Here is a 14,008-nt window from a genome sequence, read left to right on the forward strand (position 1 = left end):
CAATGATGACTCAGGCCCCTGCATGGCGCTTCGCAATCGATCGCGGGGGCACGTTCACTGACGTCGTGGCGTCAACGCCCGACGGGCGGCTGGTGACTGACAAATTGTTATCCGAAAACCCCGGCCATTATGCCGATGCGGCCAGCGAAGCGGTGCGCCGGTTGATGGCAGCACATGGCGAGGGGCCGATTGCCGAGGTGCGGATCGGCACCACGGTCGCCACCAATGCTCTGCTCGAACGCAAGGGGGAGCGGCTGGCGCTGGCGATTACTGCCGGATTTGCCGATGCGCTGCGGATCGGCACGCAGGCCCGGCCCGAGATTTTCGCACATCACATCGTGCTGCCCGAACAATTGCCCGAACGTGTAGTCGAGATTGCCGAACGCGTGGCGGTCGATGGCGAAGTGCTGACCGTGCTTGACGAGGACGCCGCGCGGGCTTCGCTTGCCCAGCTGCGCGAAGCGGGCTTTGACGCGCTCGCCATCGTGTTAATGCATGGTTGGAAATACACTAAGCACGAGGTGCGGGTGGCGCAGATTGCGCGCGAACTGGGCTTTGCGCAGGTGAGCGTCAGTCATGAAATCGCACCGCTGATCCGGCTAGTGCCGCGCGGCGATACCACTGTAGTCGACGCGTATCTCTCGCCCGTGCTGCGCCGCTATACCGACAGGCTGACCGCCAGCCTGCCGCAGGTGGACAGCCTGCGGTTTATGCAATCGAATGGCGGGCTGGCGCAGGTTGGCGCGTTTCGCGGCAAGGATGCGATTCTGTCCGGCCCGGCTGGTGGCGTGGTCGGCATGGTCGCCGCCTCTGCCCCGCTGGACCATAACCGGCTGATCGGCTTCGACATGGGCGGGACCAGCACCGATGTCGCTCATTATGCGGGCACTTTCGAACTGACTGGCGACAGCGTGGTGGCGGGCGTGCGCGTAGCGGCGCCAATGATGCAGATCCATACGGTGGCGGCGGGCGGCGGCTCGATCTGCCGTTTCGACGGGGCGCGGTTCCGGGTGGGACCAGAGAGTGCGGGCGCCGACCCCGGCCCCGCATGTTACCGCAAGGGCGGCCCGCTGACCGTTACCGACTGCAATCTGTTTCTTGGCCGCATCGACCCGGCGTTCTTCCCCGCAGTCTTCGGGCCGCAGGGCGATGCGCCGCTTGATCCCGCCGCCTCCCGCACACGGTTGGAGGAAATCGCAGGCCAGCTTCCGGAGCCGCGCCCGCTGGCCGATATTGCTCAGGGTTTCCTCGCCATCGCAGTGGACGCGATGGCCAAAGCGATCCGCAAAATCAGCGTGGCGCGCGGGCATGATGTGACCCGCTATGCGCTGGCGTGCTTTGGCGGAGCGGGTGGGCAGCACGCCTGCAAAGTGGCCGATGCGCTAGGGATCGAAACCGTGCTGGTTCACCCGCTGGCAGGAATGCTGTCAGCTTACGGGATCGGCCTTGCTCCGGTAAAGGCGATCCGCGAGACCAGCCTGCTGCGACCGCTCGAGGGCGGATTTGCTTCTGACCTCGCAAGGCTGGAGGACGAGGCACACGGTGATCTGCGCGCGCAGGGCGTGGCCGATGATGCAATAGAGCTGGCCGCCACCGCGCGGCTGCGCTTTGCGGGCAGCGACAGCGTGCTGGCGATTGCCTGCGGCGATCTGGCAGCTATGGATGCCGAGTTCCGCGCCGCGCACCGCCAGCGCTTCGGCTATTCCGATGCCGAGGGGCAGATTGTGGTCGAGGCACTAAGCGTCGAAGCCAGCAGCGCAGCGGGCGGACTGGCGCAGGCGGTGCCCGAACCCTATGCCGCAGCGGGCAAGCCATCGGGCGACTGGCCCACCACCCAGCGAGCCGCGATGCACGAGGGCGAGATCATTGCCGGTCCTGCGTTGGTCATCGATCCGGGCTCAACCACCGTGATCGAGCGCGGCTGGCAGGCAAGGTTGGCGCAAGAGGGCAGCCTGGTCCTGACCCGCACAGAAGTGCTGGACCGCACGCTGGCCGCAGGCACGCAGGCCGATCCAGTGCGACTGGAGATTTTCAACAATCTGTTCATGGCCATTGCCGAGGAAATGGGCGTGGTGCTGCAATCCACCGCCACTTCGGTCAACATCAAGGAGCGGCTCGACTTCTCCTGCGCGCTGTTCGATGCGGACGGGGCGCTGATCGCCAATGCGCCGCATATCCCGGTGCATCTGGGGTCGATGGGTGACAGCATCCGGCGGATTATCGAGGCGCGCGGACCAGACGGTGGGGGCGCTCCAGCGGACGGGCGCGGCATCCGGCGCGGCGATGCCTATGTGCTCAACGATCCCTATCGCGGCGGTACGCATTTGCCCGACATCACAGTGATTGTGCCGGTTTTCTATGACGACAGCAGCGCCGCGCCCGACGCCTTTGTGGCGGCACGCGGGCACCATGCGGATATCGGCGGGATAGCGCCCGGCTCCATGCCACCAGACAGCCGGACCATCACGGATGAGGGCGTGCTGATCGACAACCTGCTGTTGGTCGACAGGGGCAGTTTTTGTGAAGCTGCCATCCGCGAAGCACTGGCCGATGCCCGCTGGCCCGCGCGCAATCCCGATCGCAATATCTCCGACCTGCGCGCGCAGCTTGCCGCCTGCACGCGCGGCTCCGAATTGCTGGTGTCTGCCGCGCAGGAACAGGGCGGCGCGGTGGTCGCGGCCTATATGGATCACGTCCTTGCCAATGCGGAGGAATCGGTGCGCCGACTGCTGGTCGGGCTGGAGGATGGCGCGTACAGCTATAAGATGGACAATGGTGCGGCGGTCAGCGTTGCGATCCGCATCGACCGCGCGAGCCGGTCCGCCGTGTTCGATTTTACTGGCACCAGCGCGCAATTGCCTGACAATTTCAACGCTCCGCGATCCATCACCCGCGCCGCCGCGCTCTATGTCCTGCGCACGCTGATCGACGATGTGATCCCGATGAACGACGGCTGCCTGCGCCCGGTCGAACTGGTTATCCCCGATGGCTCGATGCTTGGCCCACAGCCGCCTGCTGCGGTGGTGGCGGGCAACGTGGAAACCAGCCAGGTGGTCACCGACGCGCTGTTTGCGGCGACCGGCAGACTTGCGCCCAGTCAGGGGACCATGAACAACTTCACCTTTGGCAATGAAACGCACCAATATTACGAGACGATCGCGGGTGGATCGGGCGCGGGTCCGGATCATGACGGCACCAGCGCGGTGCAGACGCATATGACCAACAGCCGCCTGACCGATCCCGAGATTCTGGAGACGCGCCTGCCGGTGCGGTTGGAAACTTTCGCCATCCGGCGCGATTCGGGCGGGACAGGGCGGCACAGGGGCGGCGACGGGGTGGAGCGGCGAGTGATTTTCCTTGAACCGATGCGCGCCAATATGCTCGCCAACCGGCGTAAAATCGCGCCGCAGGGTATCAAGGGCGGCGGCGCTGCGCTGCCGGGCAAAAACTGGGTCGAGCGCAGCGATGGCTCGGTTCAGCATCTGGGCGCGACAGGATCGGCAGACATGGCAATAGGCGATAGTTTCGTGATCCTGACTCCCGGCGGCGGGGGCTTCGGCGGCGAACTTTCCGGCAACGAGTTGGGGGACGGGGACAAATGAATTACTGGCCGCTAATCGGCATTGCGCTGGTCGTGCTGGGCTTCGCGCTAAGGTTCAATCCGCTGCTGGTGGTGGCGATTGCCGCCATTGCCACCGGAATGCTGGGGGGGCTGGATCTGGTCCCCGTGGTGGAGGCGCTGGGCAAGGCGTTCAACGACAATCGCTATATCTCGATCACCTGGATCGTGCTGCCGGTGATCGGACTGCTCGAACGCTATGGCTTGCAGCAACGTGCGCGGACTCTGATCGAAAATGTGCGTGCGGCCACAATGGGGCGGCTGTTGCTGCTCTATCTGATATTCCGGCAGGCAACCGCTGCACTGGGTCTCACGTCGGTGGCAGGCCATGCGCAGACCGTGCGCCCGCTGGTTGCGCCCATGGCCGAAGCCGCAGCGGTCAAAACGCATGGCGAACTGGGCGAGGATGAGCGCGAGCAAGTTCTGGGCATGGCAGCGGCGACCGATAATGTTGGGCTGTTTTTTGGCGAGGATATCTTTGTCGCCATCGCTTCGATCCTGCTGATTCAGGGCGTGTTCGACAGCTATGGCTATGAACTCACGCCCTTGCAGCTGTCGGTCTGGGCGATCCCCACTGCGATCTGCGCGTTTCTGATCCACGGCGGACGGCTCTTGTGGTTCGACCGCAGATTGGGCCCGGCCAGTGGGGGAACGCAGCCATGATCACGCTCGAATGGCTCTATGCACTCACCGGGGCAGTGTTTGCCGCCTGGAGCGTGCTCAGCGCGCTGGACCGGGGCAATGCCAAGCGCTGGGGCAATGCCGCGTTCTGGGGGCTGATGGCAGTCAGCTTCTTCTTTGGTGGGGTGCTGTCTGATCTGATCAACGGCGTGCTGGTGCTGGCGCTGGTGGGCATTGCCGGGGCAGGCTGGCTGGCGCGCGGCGAACCGGAAACAACCACAGTGGAGCAGCGCGAGACGCTGTCGGCGCGCTTTGGTAACCGGCTGTTCGTGCCCGCGTTGATCATCCCGATCACGGCCTTTGCCGGGACGCTGCTGTACAAATTCACAGCGCTGGGTGACGCGGGGCTGTTCGAAGATCGCTGGGTGACGCTGATCCTGCTGGGGGCAGGGGTTTTGATCGCGCTGGCGGTGTGCATGGCATGGCTGCGCCCGCCGCTGCTTGCACCGCTGGAGGAAGGGCGGCGGCTGATGGACTCTATCGGCTGGGCTGCGGTGCTGCCGCAGATGCTGGCGGCACTGGGCGCAGTGTTCGCGCTGGCCGGTGTGGGCGAAATTATCGGCGCGCTGGCAGGGCAGGTGATCCCTGAAGGCAGCCTGTTCCTGTCCGTGCTGGTCTATTGCCTTGGCATGGCGGGCTTCACCATGATCATGGGCAATGCCTTTGCCGCCTTCCCGGTGATGGCGGCGGCAATTGGAATACCGGTGCTGGTGCAGGGCTTTGGCGGCAACGCGCCAGTCATCGGCGCCATTGGGATGCTAGCCGGGTTCTGCGGCACGCTGATGACCCCGATGGCGGCCAATTTTAACATCGTGCCCGCTGCGCTGCTTGATCTGAAAAGCCAGTACGGCGTGATCCGGATGCAGGTGGCGACCGCAGTGCCGCTGCTGGCCTGCAATATCCTGCTGATCTATTTTCTGGCGTTCCGATGAGGTTGACCCCAGACATCGCCAGCAGCTTTGCGCGGATCGCGCTGGGCCATGTGGCGCGCGAATACCCGCACAAGCTGGATCATGTGATGGCGTCCGACAGTGATGTGCTGCCCCCGCGTGTGCTGCATCCGGTGTTCTTCGGCAGTTTCGACTGGCACAGCTGCGTGCATGGTTGGTGGACGCTGTTGACGCTGCGGCGGCGATTTCCCGATATGGCCGAGGCGGCAGCGATTGCCGAACTGGCCAAAAATAGTTTCACCCCGGACAAACTCTCCGCCGAACTGGCCTATCTCGACCGGCCCGAAGCGCGCGGGTTCGAGCGGCCCTATGGCTGGGGCTGGTTGCTCTACCTGCATCTGGAGGCTCAGCGGCATGGCGACAGCGCATGGGCCGCACAGATTGAACCGCTGGCGCGCGCCTTTGCTGTGCGGTTTCGCGAATTTTTAGCCCTGCTGACCTACCCCATCACGGTGGGCACGCATTTCAACACCGCCTTCGCGCTGGTGCTGGCGCGGGAATGGGCAGAGGCCAACGATGCCGTTTTGCTGGCCGATATTGACGACTGGGCGAATGGCGCCTTTGCCGCTCGCAGCAGTTACCGCGGGTGGGAGCCGGGCGGAGATGAATTTCTCTCCCCCGTGCTCACAGCTGCGCTGTTGATGAGCCGGGTGTGGGAGCGTGCAAAGTTCGCGCCCTGGTTCGCCGCGCTGGTGATTGAGAATGGCTGGCTTGAGCGTGAGTGCTACCCGGTCACAGTTTCGGATCGCAGCGACGGCAAGATCGCGCATCTCGACGGGCTTAACCTCAGCCGCGCGTGGTGCTTGCGAGGTGTTGCGGGATGTGTCGCTGATGAGGCGGTTGCAAGCCTGCTCGAAACCCACGCGCAGCAGCATCTGGCCGCCGCGCTGCCGCATGTTGCAGGCGATTATATGGGCGAACACTGGCTGGCAAGCTTCGCACTGCTCGCACTTGGCGAGCGTTAGGCGCTACGCAAATCCGCACGGCCAGACGACGGGAAGCGGCGACCAGTGCGCATCGCCTCGGCCATGGCGGGCGAAACCGACACTTGTGACATGTGACCATGCGCTGCGTTCAGCCCCACACGAATATCGTAAATACCCGGCGCGACGTCATATTTGCCGTCATCGCCAAGCTCGCCCAATTCCGCCCCGCCGATTTCGAAATTGACCCGTTCCCGCTCGCCGGACGCCAGCGTCAGCCGCACAAAGCCGCGCAGCTCTGCATCGCACGGTCCACCTTCGCCATCGCTGCGGCAGGCATACAGCTGGACAGTTTCGGTTCCAGCGCGCTCGGAGACATTGCGCAATTCGGCACTGGCGTAGAGACAATGCGCGCCGCGTTCGAGAGTTAGGTCTGATAGGATGAATTCGCCATAACCCAGCCCGTGGCCCATTGGCAGCAAGCGGGGCGAACCCGCTTTGCCAAAGGCGTGCGGCAGCCGCCCGACCGGGGCGAAATCGCCGGTCAGCACCTGCGTGATAGCATGGCCGCTCATGGTCCCGAGTTGACCCGCGTGCAGCACACAGGGCAGGCTCCTGCCATCAAGCACCGGGTCGAGCGGGTGCGAACCAAGCGTGATCAGCGCCACCCTGTCAGTCACCGCACATAGCGTTTCGAGCAGCAGCCTGTGCGCCTCGCCCAGCTGCTTGGTCTCACCCAGCACCAGCAATACGGTCTTGGCCGTCCGCGCCGCGCCGGCGGCCATGCCAATCGCCATGCGGTCAGCCTCCAACATATGGCGCGCCTGCGAGCCATCGTGGCGCAGCGCCAGTCCGGGGACATATTTGAAAGCGATGCCGCGCTGCTCCAGCCCGTCGATCAGGCTTGCGGAGGTGCCTTCCTGGTCACCTAGGGGAAGCTGCCGGTCGCCCGCACAAGTACCCACCACCAACAGTTCGCCTGAATCCACAGAGAGCGGCAGCAACGCGGGATTATTGCGCAACAGGACGATAGATTTACGCGCCAGATCAAGGGCGGCGGCACGATGACGGCGCTTGGTAATAACAGAGTTTTCGGCAGCGTACTGATGCGGCCTGAAATCGGCGCGGAACAGGCCGAGCGAAAGTTTGGCCCGCAGCACAGCGCGCACCGCAATATCGATCCGCCGCTTTTCGATCCGGCCCGCATCAATCGCCGCCACCAGCCGGTCGACCGACAGGCCGCAAAATGGCGGCTGGGTGCTGTGCAGTCCGCACAGGCGCGCAAATTCGGCCCATTCTGACAATACGATGCCCGGATAGGAGCCCAGCCGGGCAAGCGGCTCCACGGAGACTCCCGCATGATAGGCGTCACCCGCCATCGCGCGCTGGTCGATATCTATGGCGATACTGGCTACGTGTTCCTCGCGCAGCACACCTCGCAAAACCGCCAACTCGGCCCCGGAGCTATTGCGGGGGCCGTGCAGGGCGCCGAGCAATTCGCCCGCCGTTGCGGAAGCGAGTGTCAGACAGGCCAGTAGCGTGTGTTCAAACTCTTCGCCGCCGCCCTGCAACCCGCGAATCCGCGCCAGTGCCCCAAGCTGTGCCAGATAGGCCGAAGTGCCCGAAACACCGCCGTCGCGGCGGACGGAAAGGTCGATGCGCGGCGCCAGCGCCCAGTTGATGCCTGCTTCACGCGCTTCAGCGGCGACCGCGTGTTCTGCGCTTTCGATCGCCGCAGAATCCCAGCTTGCTGCGGCTGCTTCGCGGGTGGGCATGATCGTTTCGAAGCCAGTGCCAGTCTCGCCCGCGAACAGCAGCGGGATGCCAAGCCGCGTTTCTTCGATAGCAATGCGTTGCAGCGCATCAGCGTGGGATTTGCTGGCAACGCCGCCAACCCCGGAAATCTCGCCGCGCCGCAGATTGTCGAAAAACAGTGAATCGTTGCGCTCTGAACCGGGGATCGTGGGATCGGGGGCCTGCGGCATCACGACCAGCTGACCCAGCCGGTCTTCAAGCGACATATAGGTGAGCAGGTCCTCGACGAACCGCTCTCGTTCCGCTGTAAAATCAGGCGAATGCGCGCGCATGGCCAGGAGTGTTCGGCCCGAATGGTAAATTTCGCGTAAGCGCAACGATGAAGCGGTGTTGGCGTAAGGCGCGGGAGATTACCCAGAGTATGATTTACAGATATAAAAATATCTTTATATGCTGTTTCAGCAATGCAGATTGTATCCCTCTTTAGCGCCCTGTCCGACCCCACGCGTTTGCGCATTTTGCGGCTGATAGCGTCGATGGAGCTGGCCGTGGGCGAAGTGGCGCTGGTGCTGGGCCAGAGCCAGCCGCGCGTGTCGCGCCAGGTTGGCATTCTGTGCGACGTAGGACTGGCGGAGCGCCGCCGTGAAGGCAGCTGGACATTTTTGCGGGCATGCCAACCGGCGGGCGACAATTCGCCGTTCTCCGCGATTCTGATGAAGCTTCTGGCCGAGGCTGAAGAGCATGATGCCGAACTGGCCGCATTATGCGCGCAGGACCGGCGCAGGCTGGCGGAAATTCGCGCCGCGCGAGATGCCGATGCGCAGGCCTATTTCGCGCAGCATTCCCAGGATTGGGACGAGCTGCGGCGTATGCACAGTTCCGATGAACGGATTGAGGCTGAACTGACCCGCGCGTTGGACGGGCTGGCATTGGGCGAATTGCTCGATATCGGAACCGGAACCGGGCGGATGGCGGAGATTTTTTCTGCTGGTGCAGAACGGATTGTCGCGCTCGACAAGAGTCCGGCGATGCTGCGCGTGGCCCGCGCCAAATTGCAGCATTTGCCCACCCAATGTGTCGATCTGGTGCAGGGTGACTTCACCAGCCTGCCGTTTCCCGATGCCAGTTTCGACACGGTCCTGTTCCATCAAGTGCTGCATTTCGCGCAAAGCCCTGCTGCAGTGCTGGCAGAGGCGGCCCGTGTCACGCGCGCTGCCGGGCGGATCGCCATCGTCGATTTCGCCGCCCATCACCGCGAGGAGCTGCGCGAGCGCCATGCCCATGCGCGGTTGGGTTTCGAAGACGATCAGATGGCGTCACTTCTGGCCGATGCCGGCTTCAAGCCCGCCGTGCCCAAGGCGCTCGAAGATGGCGAACTCACCGTGAAAATATGGCTCGCAGAGCGCTATAAAGAAACAACAGGAACACCATCATGAGCCCCACCCTGGACCAAATGCGCGAATCGCAACGGGCGCTGGAGCAGCCGCTGTTTTCCGGCCTGCCTGGCGATATCGAGGTGAGCTTTGAATTCTTCCCGCCGAAGAACGACAAGATGGCCGAAACCTTGTGGCAGAGCATCGAGACGCTGGCGCCGTTGGGGCCGCGCTTCGTTTCCGTGACCTATGGTGCGGGCGGGACAACGCGCGAACGTACGCATCAGCAGGTCGTGCGGATCAATCAGGAAACCGGCATACCGGCGGCGGCGCATCTCACATGTGTGGAGGCCACGCGGGACGAGGTTGACGCGATTGCCCGGCATTATTGGGAAAGCGGCGTGCGCCATATCGTGGCGCTGCGCGGCGACGCGCCCGATGGCAAAAGCGCTTACACCCCGCATCCCGGTGGTTATGAGAATGCCGCCGATTTGATCGCTGGCCTGAATGCCATCGCGCCGTTCGAAATATCGGTTGCCGCCTATCCCGAAACCCATCCGGATTCGCCCGATGCGCAGGCCGATCTGGACAATCTGAAACGCAAATTCGATGCCGGGGCGACCCGCGCGATCACGCAGTTTTTCTTCGATCCAGAATGCTTCTTCCGCTTCCGCGATCAGGCGGCGGCAGCCGGCATCCACGGCGAGATTGTACCGGGCATTATGCCGGTCATGAGCTTTGCGAGTGTCCAGCGGATGTCGGGCCTGTGCGGCACCGCCATTCCTGACTGGATGGAGGGGCTGTTTGACGGGTTGGACGAACGCCCAGCCGCGCGCCAGCTGGTGTCGGCCACCATCGCCGCCGAGATGTGCCGACGCCTCTATGCCGGCGGTGTGCGCCAGTTTCACTTCTACACATTGAACCGCGCCGAGTTGAGCTATGCGATCTGCCATATGCTCGGTCTGCGGCCGAAGGATAATTGAGATGAGCAAGCGCGAAGAGTTCATTGCCGCTGCGGCGCAGCGCATTCTGGTCAAGGACGGCCCCTATGGTACGCAGGTTCAGGCCGCTGGTCTGAAGGCGGAGGATTATGCTGGCGACACCGGCCTGCCGCAGGATCAGAAGGGCAACAATGATCTGGTCAATCTGACCCAGCCCCACGTCGTGCGCGCCATTTGCGACCGCTATATTGCCGCCGGTGCGCATGTTCTGGCCACCAACACATTCAACGCCAACCGGATTAGTCAGGCGGATTACGGCGCCGAAGGTCTGGTGCGCGAAATCAATATCGCGGCGGCGCAGATTATCCGTACCGCAATTGACGAAGCGACGGCAAAGGACGGCATTCCCCGCTTTGTGGCTGGAGCCGTCGGGCCGACCAACAAGACGCTGTCGCTGTCGCCCGATGTCGAAGACCCCGGTTTTCGCGAAGTGACTTATGACGAAATCGCCGCAGTTTACCGCGAGCAATGCGCCGCATTGCTGGAAGGCGGGGCCGATTTCATCCTGATCGAAACCGTATTCGACACGCTGAATTGCAAGGCGGCGATCATGGCGGTGAAGCAGCTTGAGCAGGAACTGGGCCGCGATATCCCGCTGATGATCTCGCTCACCCTGACAGATTTGTCGGGACGCAATCTGTCGGGCCACACGGTCGAGGCATTCTGGTATTCGGTGCGCCACGCCAAACCGCTGGCCATCGGGCTGAATTGCAGCTTTGGCGCGGAGCAATTGCGCCCGCATGTCCAGCTGCTGTCTGATATCGCCGACACCTATCTGATGGCCTATCCCAATGCCGGCCTGCCCAACGAATTGGGCGAATATGACGAAGAGCCCGAAACTACTGCCGGACTGGTGCGGCAATGGGCCGAGAACGGGCGCGTCAATGCGCTGGGCGGTTGCTGCGGATCGACGCCTGAACACATCGCGGCGATTGCCCGCGCAGTGGACGGCATAGAGCCGCGCCAGATCCCGGACGGCAGTTCGCAAATGCGTCTTGCCGGCCTCGAACCCTTTACGATTGCTGCATAAATGTCAGAACAGAACACTGCCCGTTTCGTCAATATCGGCGAACGCACCAATGTCACCGGATCGGCGCGCTTCAAGAAGCTGATCATGGCGGATGACTATGCCACCGCGGTCGAGGTCGCGCGTGAGCAGGTCGAAAACGGCGCGCAGGTGGTCGACGTCAATATGGACGAAGGGCTGCTCGATTCCGAGCATGCCATGACCACCTTCCTCAAGCTGATTTCCGCCGAACCCGACATTGCACGTGTGCCGGTGATGATCGACAGTTCGAAATGGACAGTGATCGAGGCCGGGCTGAAATGCGTCAGCGGCAAACCCATCGTCAATTCGATCAGCATGAAGGAAGGCGAAGAGGCCTTTCTGGCGCAGGCGCGCAAGTGCATGGAATATGGCGCGGCGGCGGTGGTCATGGCCTTTGATGAAACCGGCCAGGCTGATACCCGCGATCGCAAGGTGGAAATTTGTAGCCGCGCCTATGACCTGCTGACCGGCATGGGCTTCCCGCCCGAAGACATTATTTTCGATCCCAATATCTTTGCCGTGGCAACCGGGATCGAGGAACACGATCGTTACGGACTGGATTTCCTTGAGGCGGTGGCGGAGATCAAGCGGCGCTGTCCGCATGCCAAGACCAGTGGCGGGTTGTCGAATTTGTCGTTCAGCTTCCGCGGCAACGAAACCGTGCGCCGCGCGATGCATTCGGTGTTCCTGTTCCACGCGATTCCCGCCGGGCTCGACATGGCGATTGTCAATGCGGGCCAGCTCGACGTTTATGACCAGATCGATCCAAAATTGCGCGAGGCGTGCGAGGATGTGATCCTGATGCGCCGCCCGGATTCGACGCAACGACTGATCGATCTTGCCGAAAGCTATAAAGGCCACGATCCGCGCGCCGAGAAGGAAGCCGCCGAATGGCGCGGCTGGCCGGTTGCCAAGCGGCTGGAACACGCGTTGGTCAAGGGCATCGACGCGGACGTAGTTGCCGATACCGAGGAAGCACGGCAGGAATTTGCCCGGCCTATCGAGGTGATCGAAGGCCCGCTGATGGACGGCATGAATGTCGTTGGCGATCTGTTCGGCAGCGGCAAGATGTTCCTGCCCCAAGTGGTCAAATCAGCGCGCGTGATGAAGAAGGCGGTCGCCCATCTAATCCCCTTCATCGAGGCTGAAAAAGACAAGCTCGCACCCGAGGACCGCAAGGCCAAGGGCAAGATCGTGATGGCGACTGTGAAGGGCGATGTTCACGATATCGGCAAGAATATCGTCGGCGTGGTGTTGCAATGCAATGGCTATGACGTGGTCGATCTGGGCGTGATGGCGCCGTGGTCCACGATCTTGCAAACCGCGCAAGACGAGAAGGCCGATATGATCGGTCTATCGGGGCTGATCACTCCCTCGCTTGATGAAATGGTGACGGTTGCCGAAGAAATGACGCGCGCTGGCATGACGATGCCGCTGCTGATCGGCGGGGCGACCACCAGCAAGGTGCACACCGCGCTCAGGATCGATCCGGCCTATGATGGCCCGGTGATCTATGTGCTGGATGCCAGCCGCGCGGTGGGCGTCGCCAGCCGCCTGCTGTCGGATACGCAGTGCGATGAATTCGTCGCGACCACGGCGGCGGATTACGAGCATGTGCGCGAAGTGCGTGCGGGTAAAACACAAAGCGCGCTGCTCAGCCTGGCCGATGCGCGTGCCAATGGTTTCGATGCGGATATGAGCGACAAGCCCGCGCCCCCCGCCAAGCCCGGTGTACATGTGTTCGACGATTGGTCGCTGGCCGAACTGACCGATTACATCGACTGGACGCCGTTCTTCCGGGCGTGGGAATTGCATGGCAACTACCCGGCGATCCTCGAAGATCCCGTGGTGGGCGAAACCGCGCGCAGCCTGTTCGCCGATGCGCAAGACATGCTGGGTAAGATCGTTGCGGAGAAATGGCTGACCGCCAAGGGCGTCTGCGGCTTCTGGCCCTGCGCGCGCGATGATGACGATGTCACCATCCACCGGGTCAATCGCGAAGAGCATGTGCGGCTGCCCTTCCTGCGCCAGCAGGTGAAGAAAAGCCGCGAGCGGGCCAATTTCTGCCTCGCCGATTTTATCGACCGCGATGGCGACTGGATCGGCGGATTTGCCGTTGGCATCCACGGAATCGAACCGCATTCGGCACGCTTTCTGGCGGATAAGGATGATTATTCCGACATTTTGCTCAAGGCCTTGTCCGACCGGCTGGCCGAAGCCTTTGCCGAGACGCTGCACCGTCATGTCCGCACCGATCTGTGGGGCTATGCGCCGGGCGAACAGCTCGACAATACAGCGCTGATCAAAGAGAAATATCGCGGCATTCGTCCGGCTCCGGGCTATCCCGCGTGCCCCGACCACAGCCTGAAGCCTATCCTGTTCGACCTGCTCGATGTGCCCGGTAGCGCCGGTATCACTTTGACCGAGAATTTCGCCATGCTGCCAACCTCTGCGGTGAGCGGGTTCTACTTTGCGCATCCGCAGGCCGAATATTTCGGCGTGGCGCGCATCGGGCGCGATCAGCTGGCTGATTATACCGAGCGGCGCGGGGCCGATCTGGCGGTCACCGAACGCTGGCTGCGCCCCAATCTTGATTGACGGGGCACGTGGTTTCGCGCGATCATCGCGCGTGATGCGTATCCCGATAATCTGGAGCCT

General features: G+C 62.9%; 9 protein-coding genes. 8 read left to right on the top strand and 1 reads right to left on the bottom strand.

What is annotated here, in order from left to right; all coding sequences use genetic code 11:
* The first annotated feature begins 2 nt into the window (after positions 1–2).
* Genes FEV51_RS09435 through FEV51_RS09450 form a run of 4 tightly spaced genes read left to right on the top strand, consistent with a single transcriptional unit; the run spans position 3 to position 6,215 of the window.
* Complete coding sequence (locus FEV51_RS09435) at positions 3–3,602, top strand: hydantoinase B/oxoprolinase family protein (RefSeq protein ID WP_138618297.1); 3,600 nt, start codon at positions 3–5, stop codon at positions 3,600–3,602.
* On the top strand, positions 3,599–4,282 hold the full coding sequence (locus FEV51_RS09440) for a DUF969 domain-containing protein (RefSeq protein ID WP_138618299.1): 684 nt from the start codon (positions 3,599–3,601) through the stop codon (positions 4,280–4,282). The genes FEV51_RS09435 and FEV51_RS09440 overlap by 4 nt, the downstream gene beginning before the upstream one ends.
* A complete protein-coding gene (locus FEV51_RS09445; protein ID WP_138618301.1) occupies positions 4,279–5,232 on the top strand; it encodes a DUF979 domain-containing protein in 954 nt (317 codons plus the stop codon). Before FEV51_RS09440 ends, FEV51_RS09445 begins: the two co-directional genes overlap by 4 nt.
* Positions 5,229–6,215, top strand: a complete 987-nt coding sequence (locus FEV51_RS09450) for a DUF2891 domain-containing protein (RefSeq protein ID WP_138618303.1) — start codon at positions 5,229–5,231, stop codon at positions 6,213–6,215. Before FEV51_RS09445 ends, FEV51_RS09450 begins: the two co-directional genes overlap by 4 nt.
* On the opposite strand, the gene FEV51_RS09455 is transcribed toward FEV51_RS09450, so the two are convergent.
* Positions 6,212–8,260, bottom strand: a complete 2,049-nt coding sequence (locus FEV51_RS09455; protein WP_138618305.1) for a glycoside hydrolase family 3 C-terminal domain-containing protein — start codon at positions 8,258–8,260, stop codon at positions 6,212–6,214. The genes FEV51_RS09450 and FEV51_RS09455 overlap by 4 nt on opposite strands.
* Positions 8,261–8,392: 132 nt before the next feature.
* Here FEV51_RS09455 and FEV51_RS09460 point away from each other — a divergent pair, with 132 nt between their 5' ends.
* The 4 genes from FEV51_RS09460 to metH are packed head-to-tail and all read left to right on the top strand — an operon-like array spanning position 8,393 to position 13,948.
* Positions 8,393–9,364, top strand: a complete 972-nt coding sequence (locus FEV51_RS09460) for an ArsR/SmtB family transcription factor (RefSeq protein WP_138618307.1) — start codon at positions 8,393–8,395, stop codon at positions 9,362–9,364.
* A complete protein-coding gene (metF, locus tag FEV51_RS09465; RefSeq protein WP_171033087.1) occupies positions 9,361–10,284 on the top strand; it encodes a methylenetetrahydrofolate reductase in 924 nt (307 codons plus the stop codon). The genes FEV51_RS09460 and metF overlap by 4 nt, the downstream gene beginning before the upstream one ends.
* A gap of 1 nt (position 10,285) precedes the next feature.
* Positions 10,286–11,332: a homocysteine S-methyltransferase family protein gene (locus FEV51_RS09470; RefSeq protein ID WP_138618309.1), complete on the top strand. Its 1,047-nt coding sequence runs from the start codon at positions 10,286–10,288 to the stop codon at positions 11,330–11,332.
* A complete protein-coding gene (gene metH / locus FEV51_RS09475) occupies positions 11,333–13,948 on the top strand; it encodes a methionine synthase (RefSeq protein WP_138618311.1) in 2,616 nt (871 codons plus the stop codon).
* Positions 13,949–14,008: the final 60 nt, after the last annotated feature.

Origin of the sequence: Qipengyuania marisflavi (assembly GCF_005884405.1) — a bacterium.
In the GTDB taxonomy this organism is placed as follows: Bacteria; Pseudomonadota; Alphaproteobacteria; order Sphingomonadales; family Sphingomonadaceae; genus Qipengyuania; species Qipengyuania marisflavi.

What these genes read in the sequence shown, in the direction of transcription:
- metF (WP_171033087.1), top strand. Translation starts at nt 9,361, where the DNA reads ATGAGCCCCACCCTGGACCAAATGCGCGAATCGCAACGGGCGCTGGAG.
- FEV51_RS09440 (WP_138618299.1), top strand. Translation starts at nt 3,599, where the DNA reads ATGAATTACTGGCCGCTAATCGGCATTGCGCTGGTCGTGCTGGGCTTC.
- FEV51_RS09450 (WP_138618303.1), top strand. Translation starts at nt 5,229, where the DNA reads ATGAGGTTGACCCCAGACATCGCCAGCAGCTTTGCGCGGATCGCGCTG.
- FEV51_RS09460 (WP_138618307.1), top strand. Translation starts at nt 8,393, where the DNA reads ATGCAGATTGTATCCCTCTTTAGCGCCCTGTCCGACCCCACGCGTTTG.
- FEV51_RS09470 (WP_138618309.1), top strand. Translation starts at nt 10,286, where the DNA reads ATGAGCAAGCGCGAAGAGTTCATTGCCGCTGCGGCGCAGCGCATTCTG.
- metH (WP_138618311.1), top strand. Translation starts at nt 11,333, where the DNA reads ATGTCAGAACAGAACACTGCCCGTTTCGTCAATATCGGCGAACGCACC.
- FEV51_RS09455 (WP_138618305.1), bottom strand. Translation starts at nt 8,260, where the DNA reads ATGCGCGCGCATTCGCCTGATTTTACAGCGGAACGAGAGCGGTTCGTC.
- FEV51_RS09445 (WP_138618301.1), top strand. Translation starts at nt 4,279, where the DNA reads ATGATCACGCTCGAATGGCTCTATGCACTCACCGGGGCAGTGTTTGCC.
- FEV51_RS09435 (WP_138618297.1), top strand. Translation starts at nt 3, where the DNA reads ATGATGACTCAGGCCCCTGCATGGCGCTTCGCAATCGATCGCGGGGGC.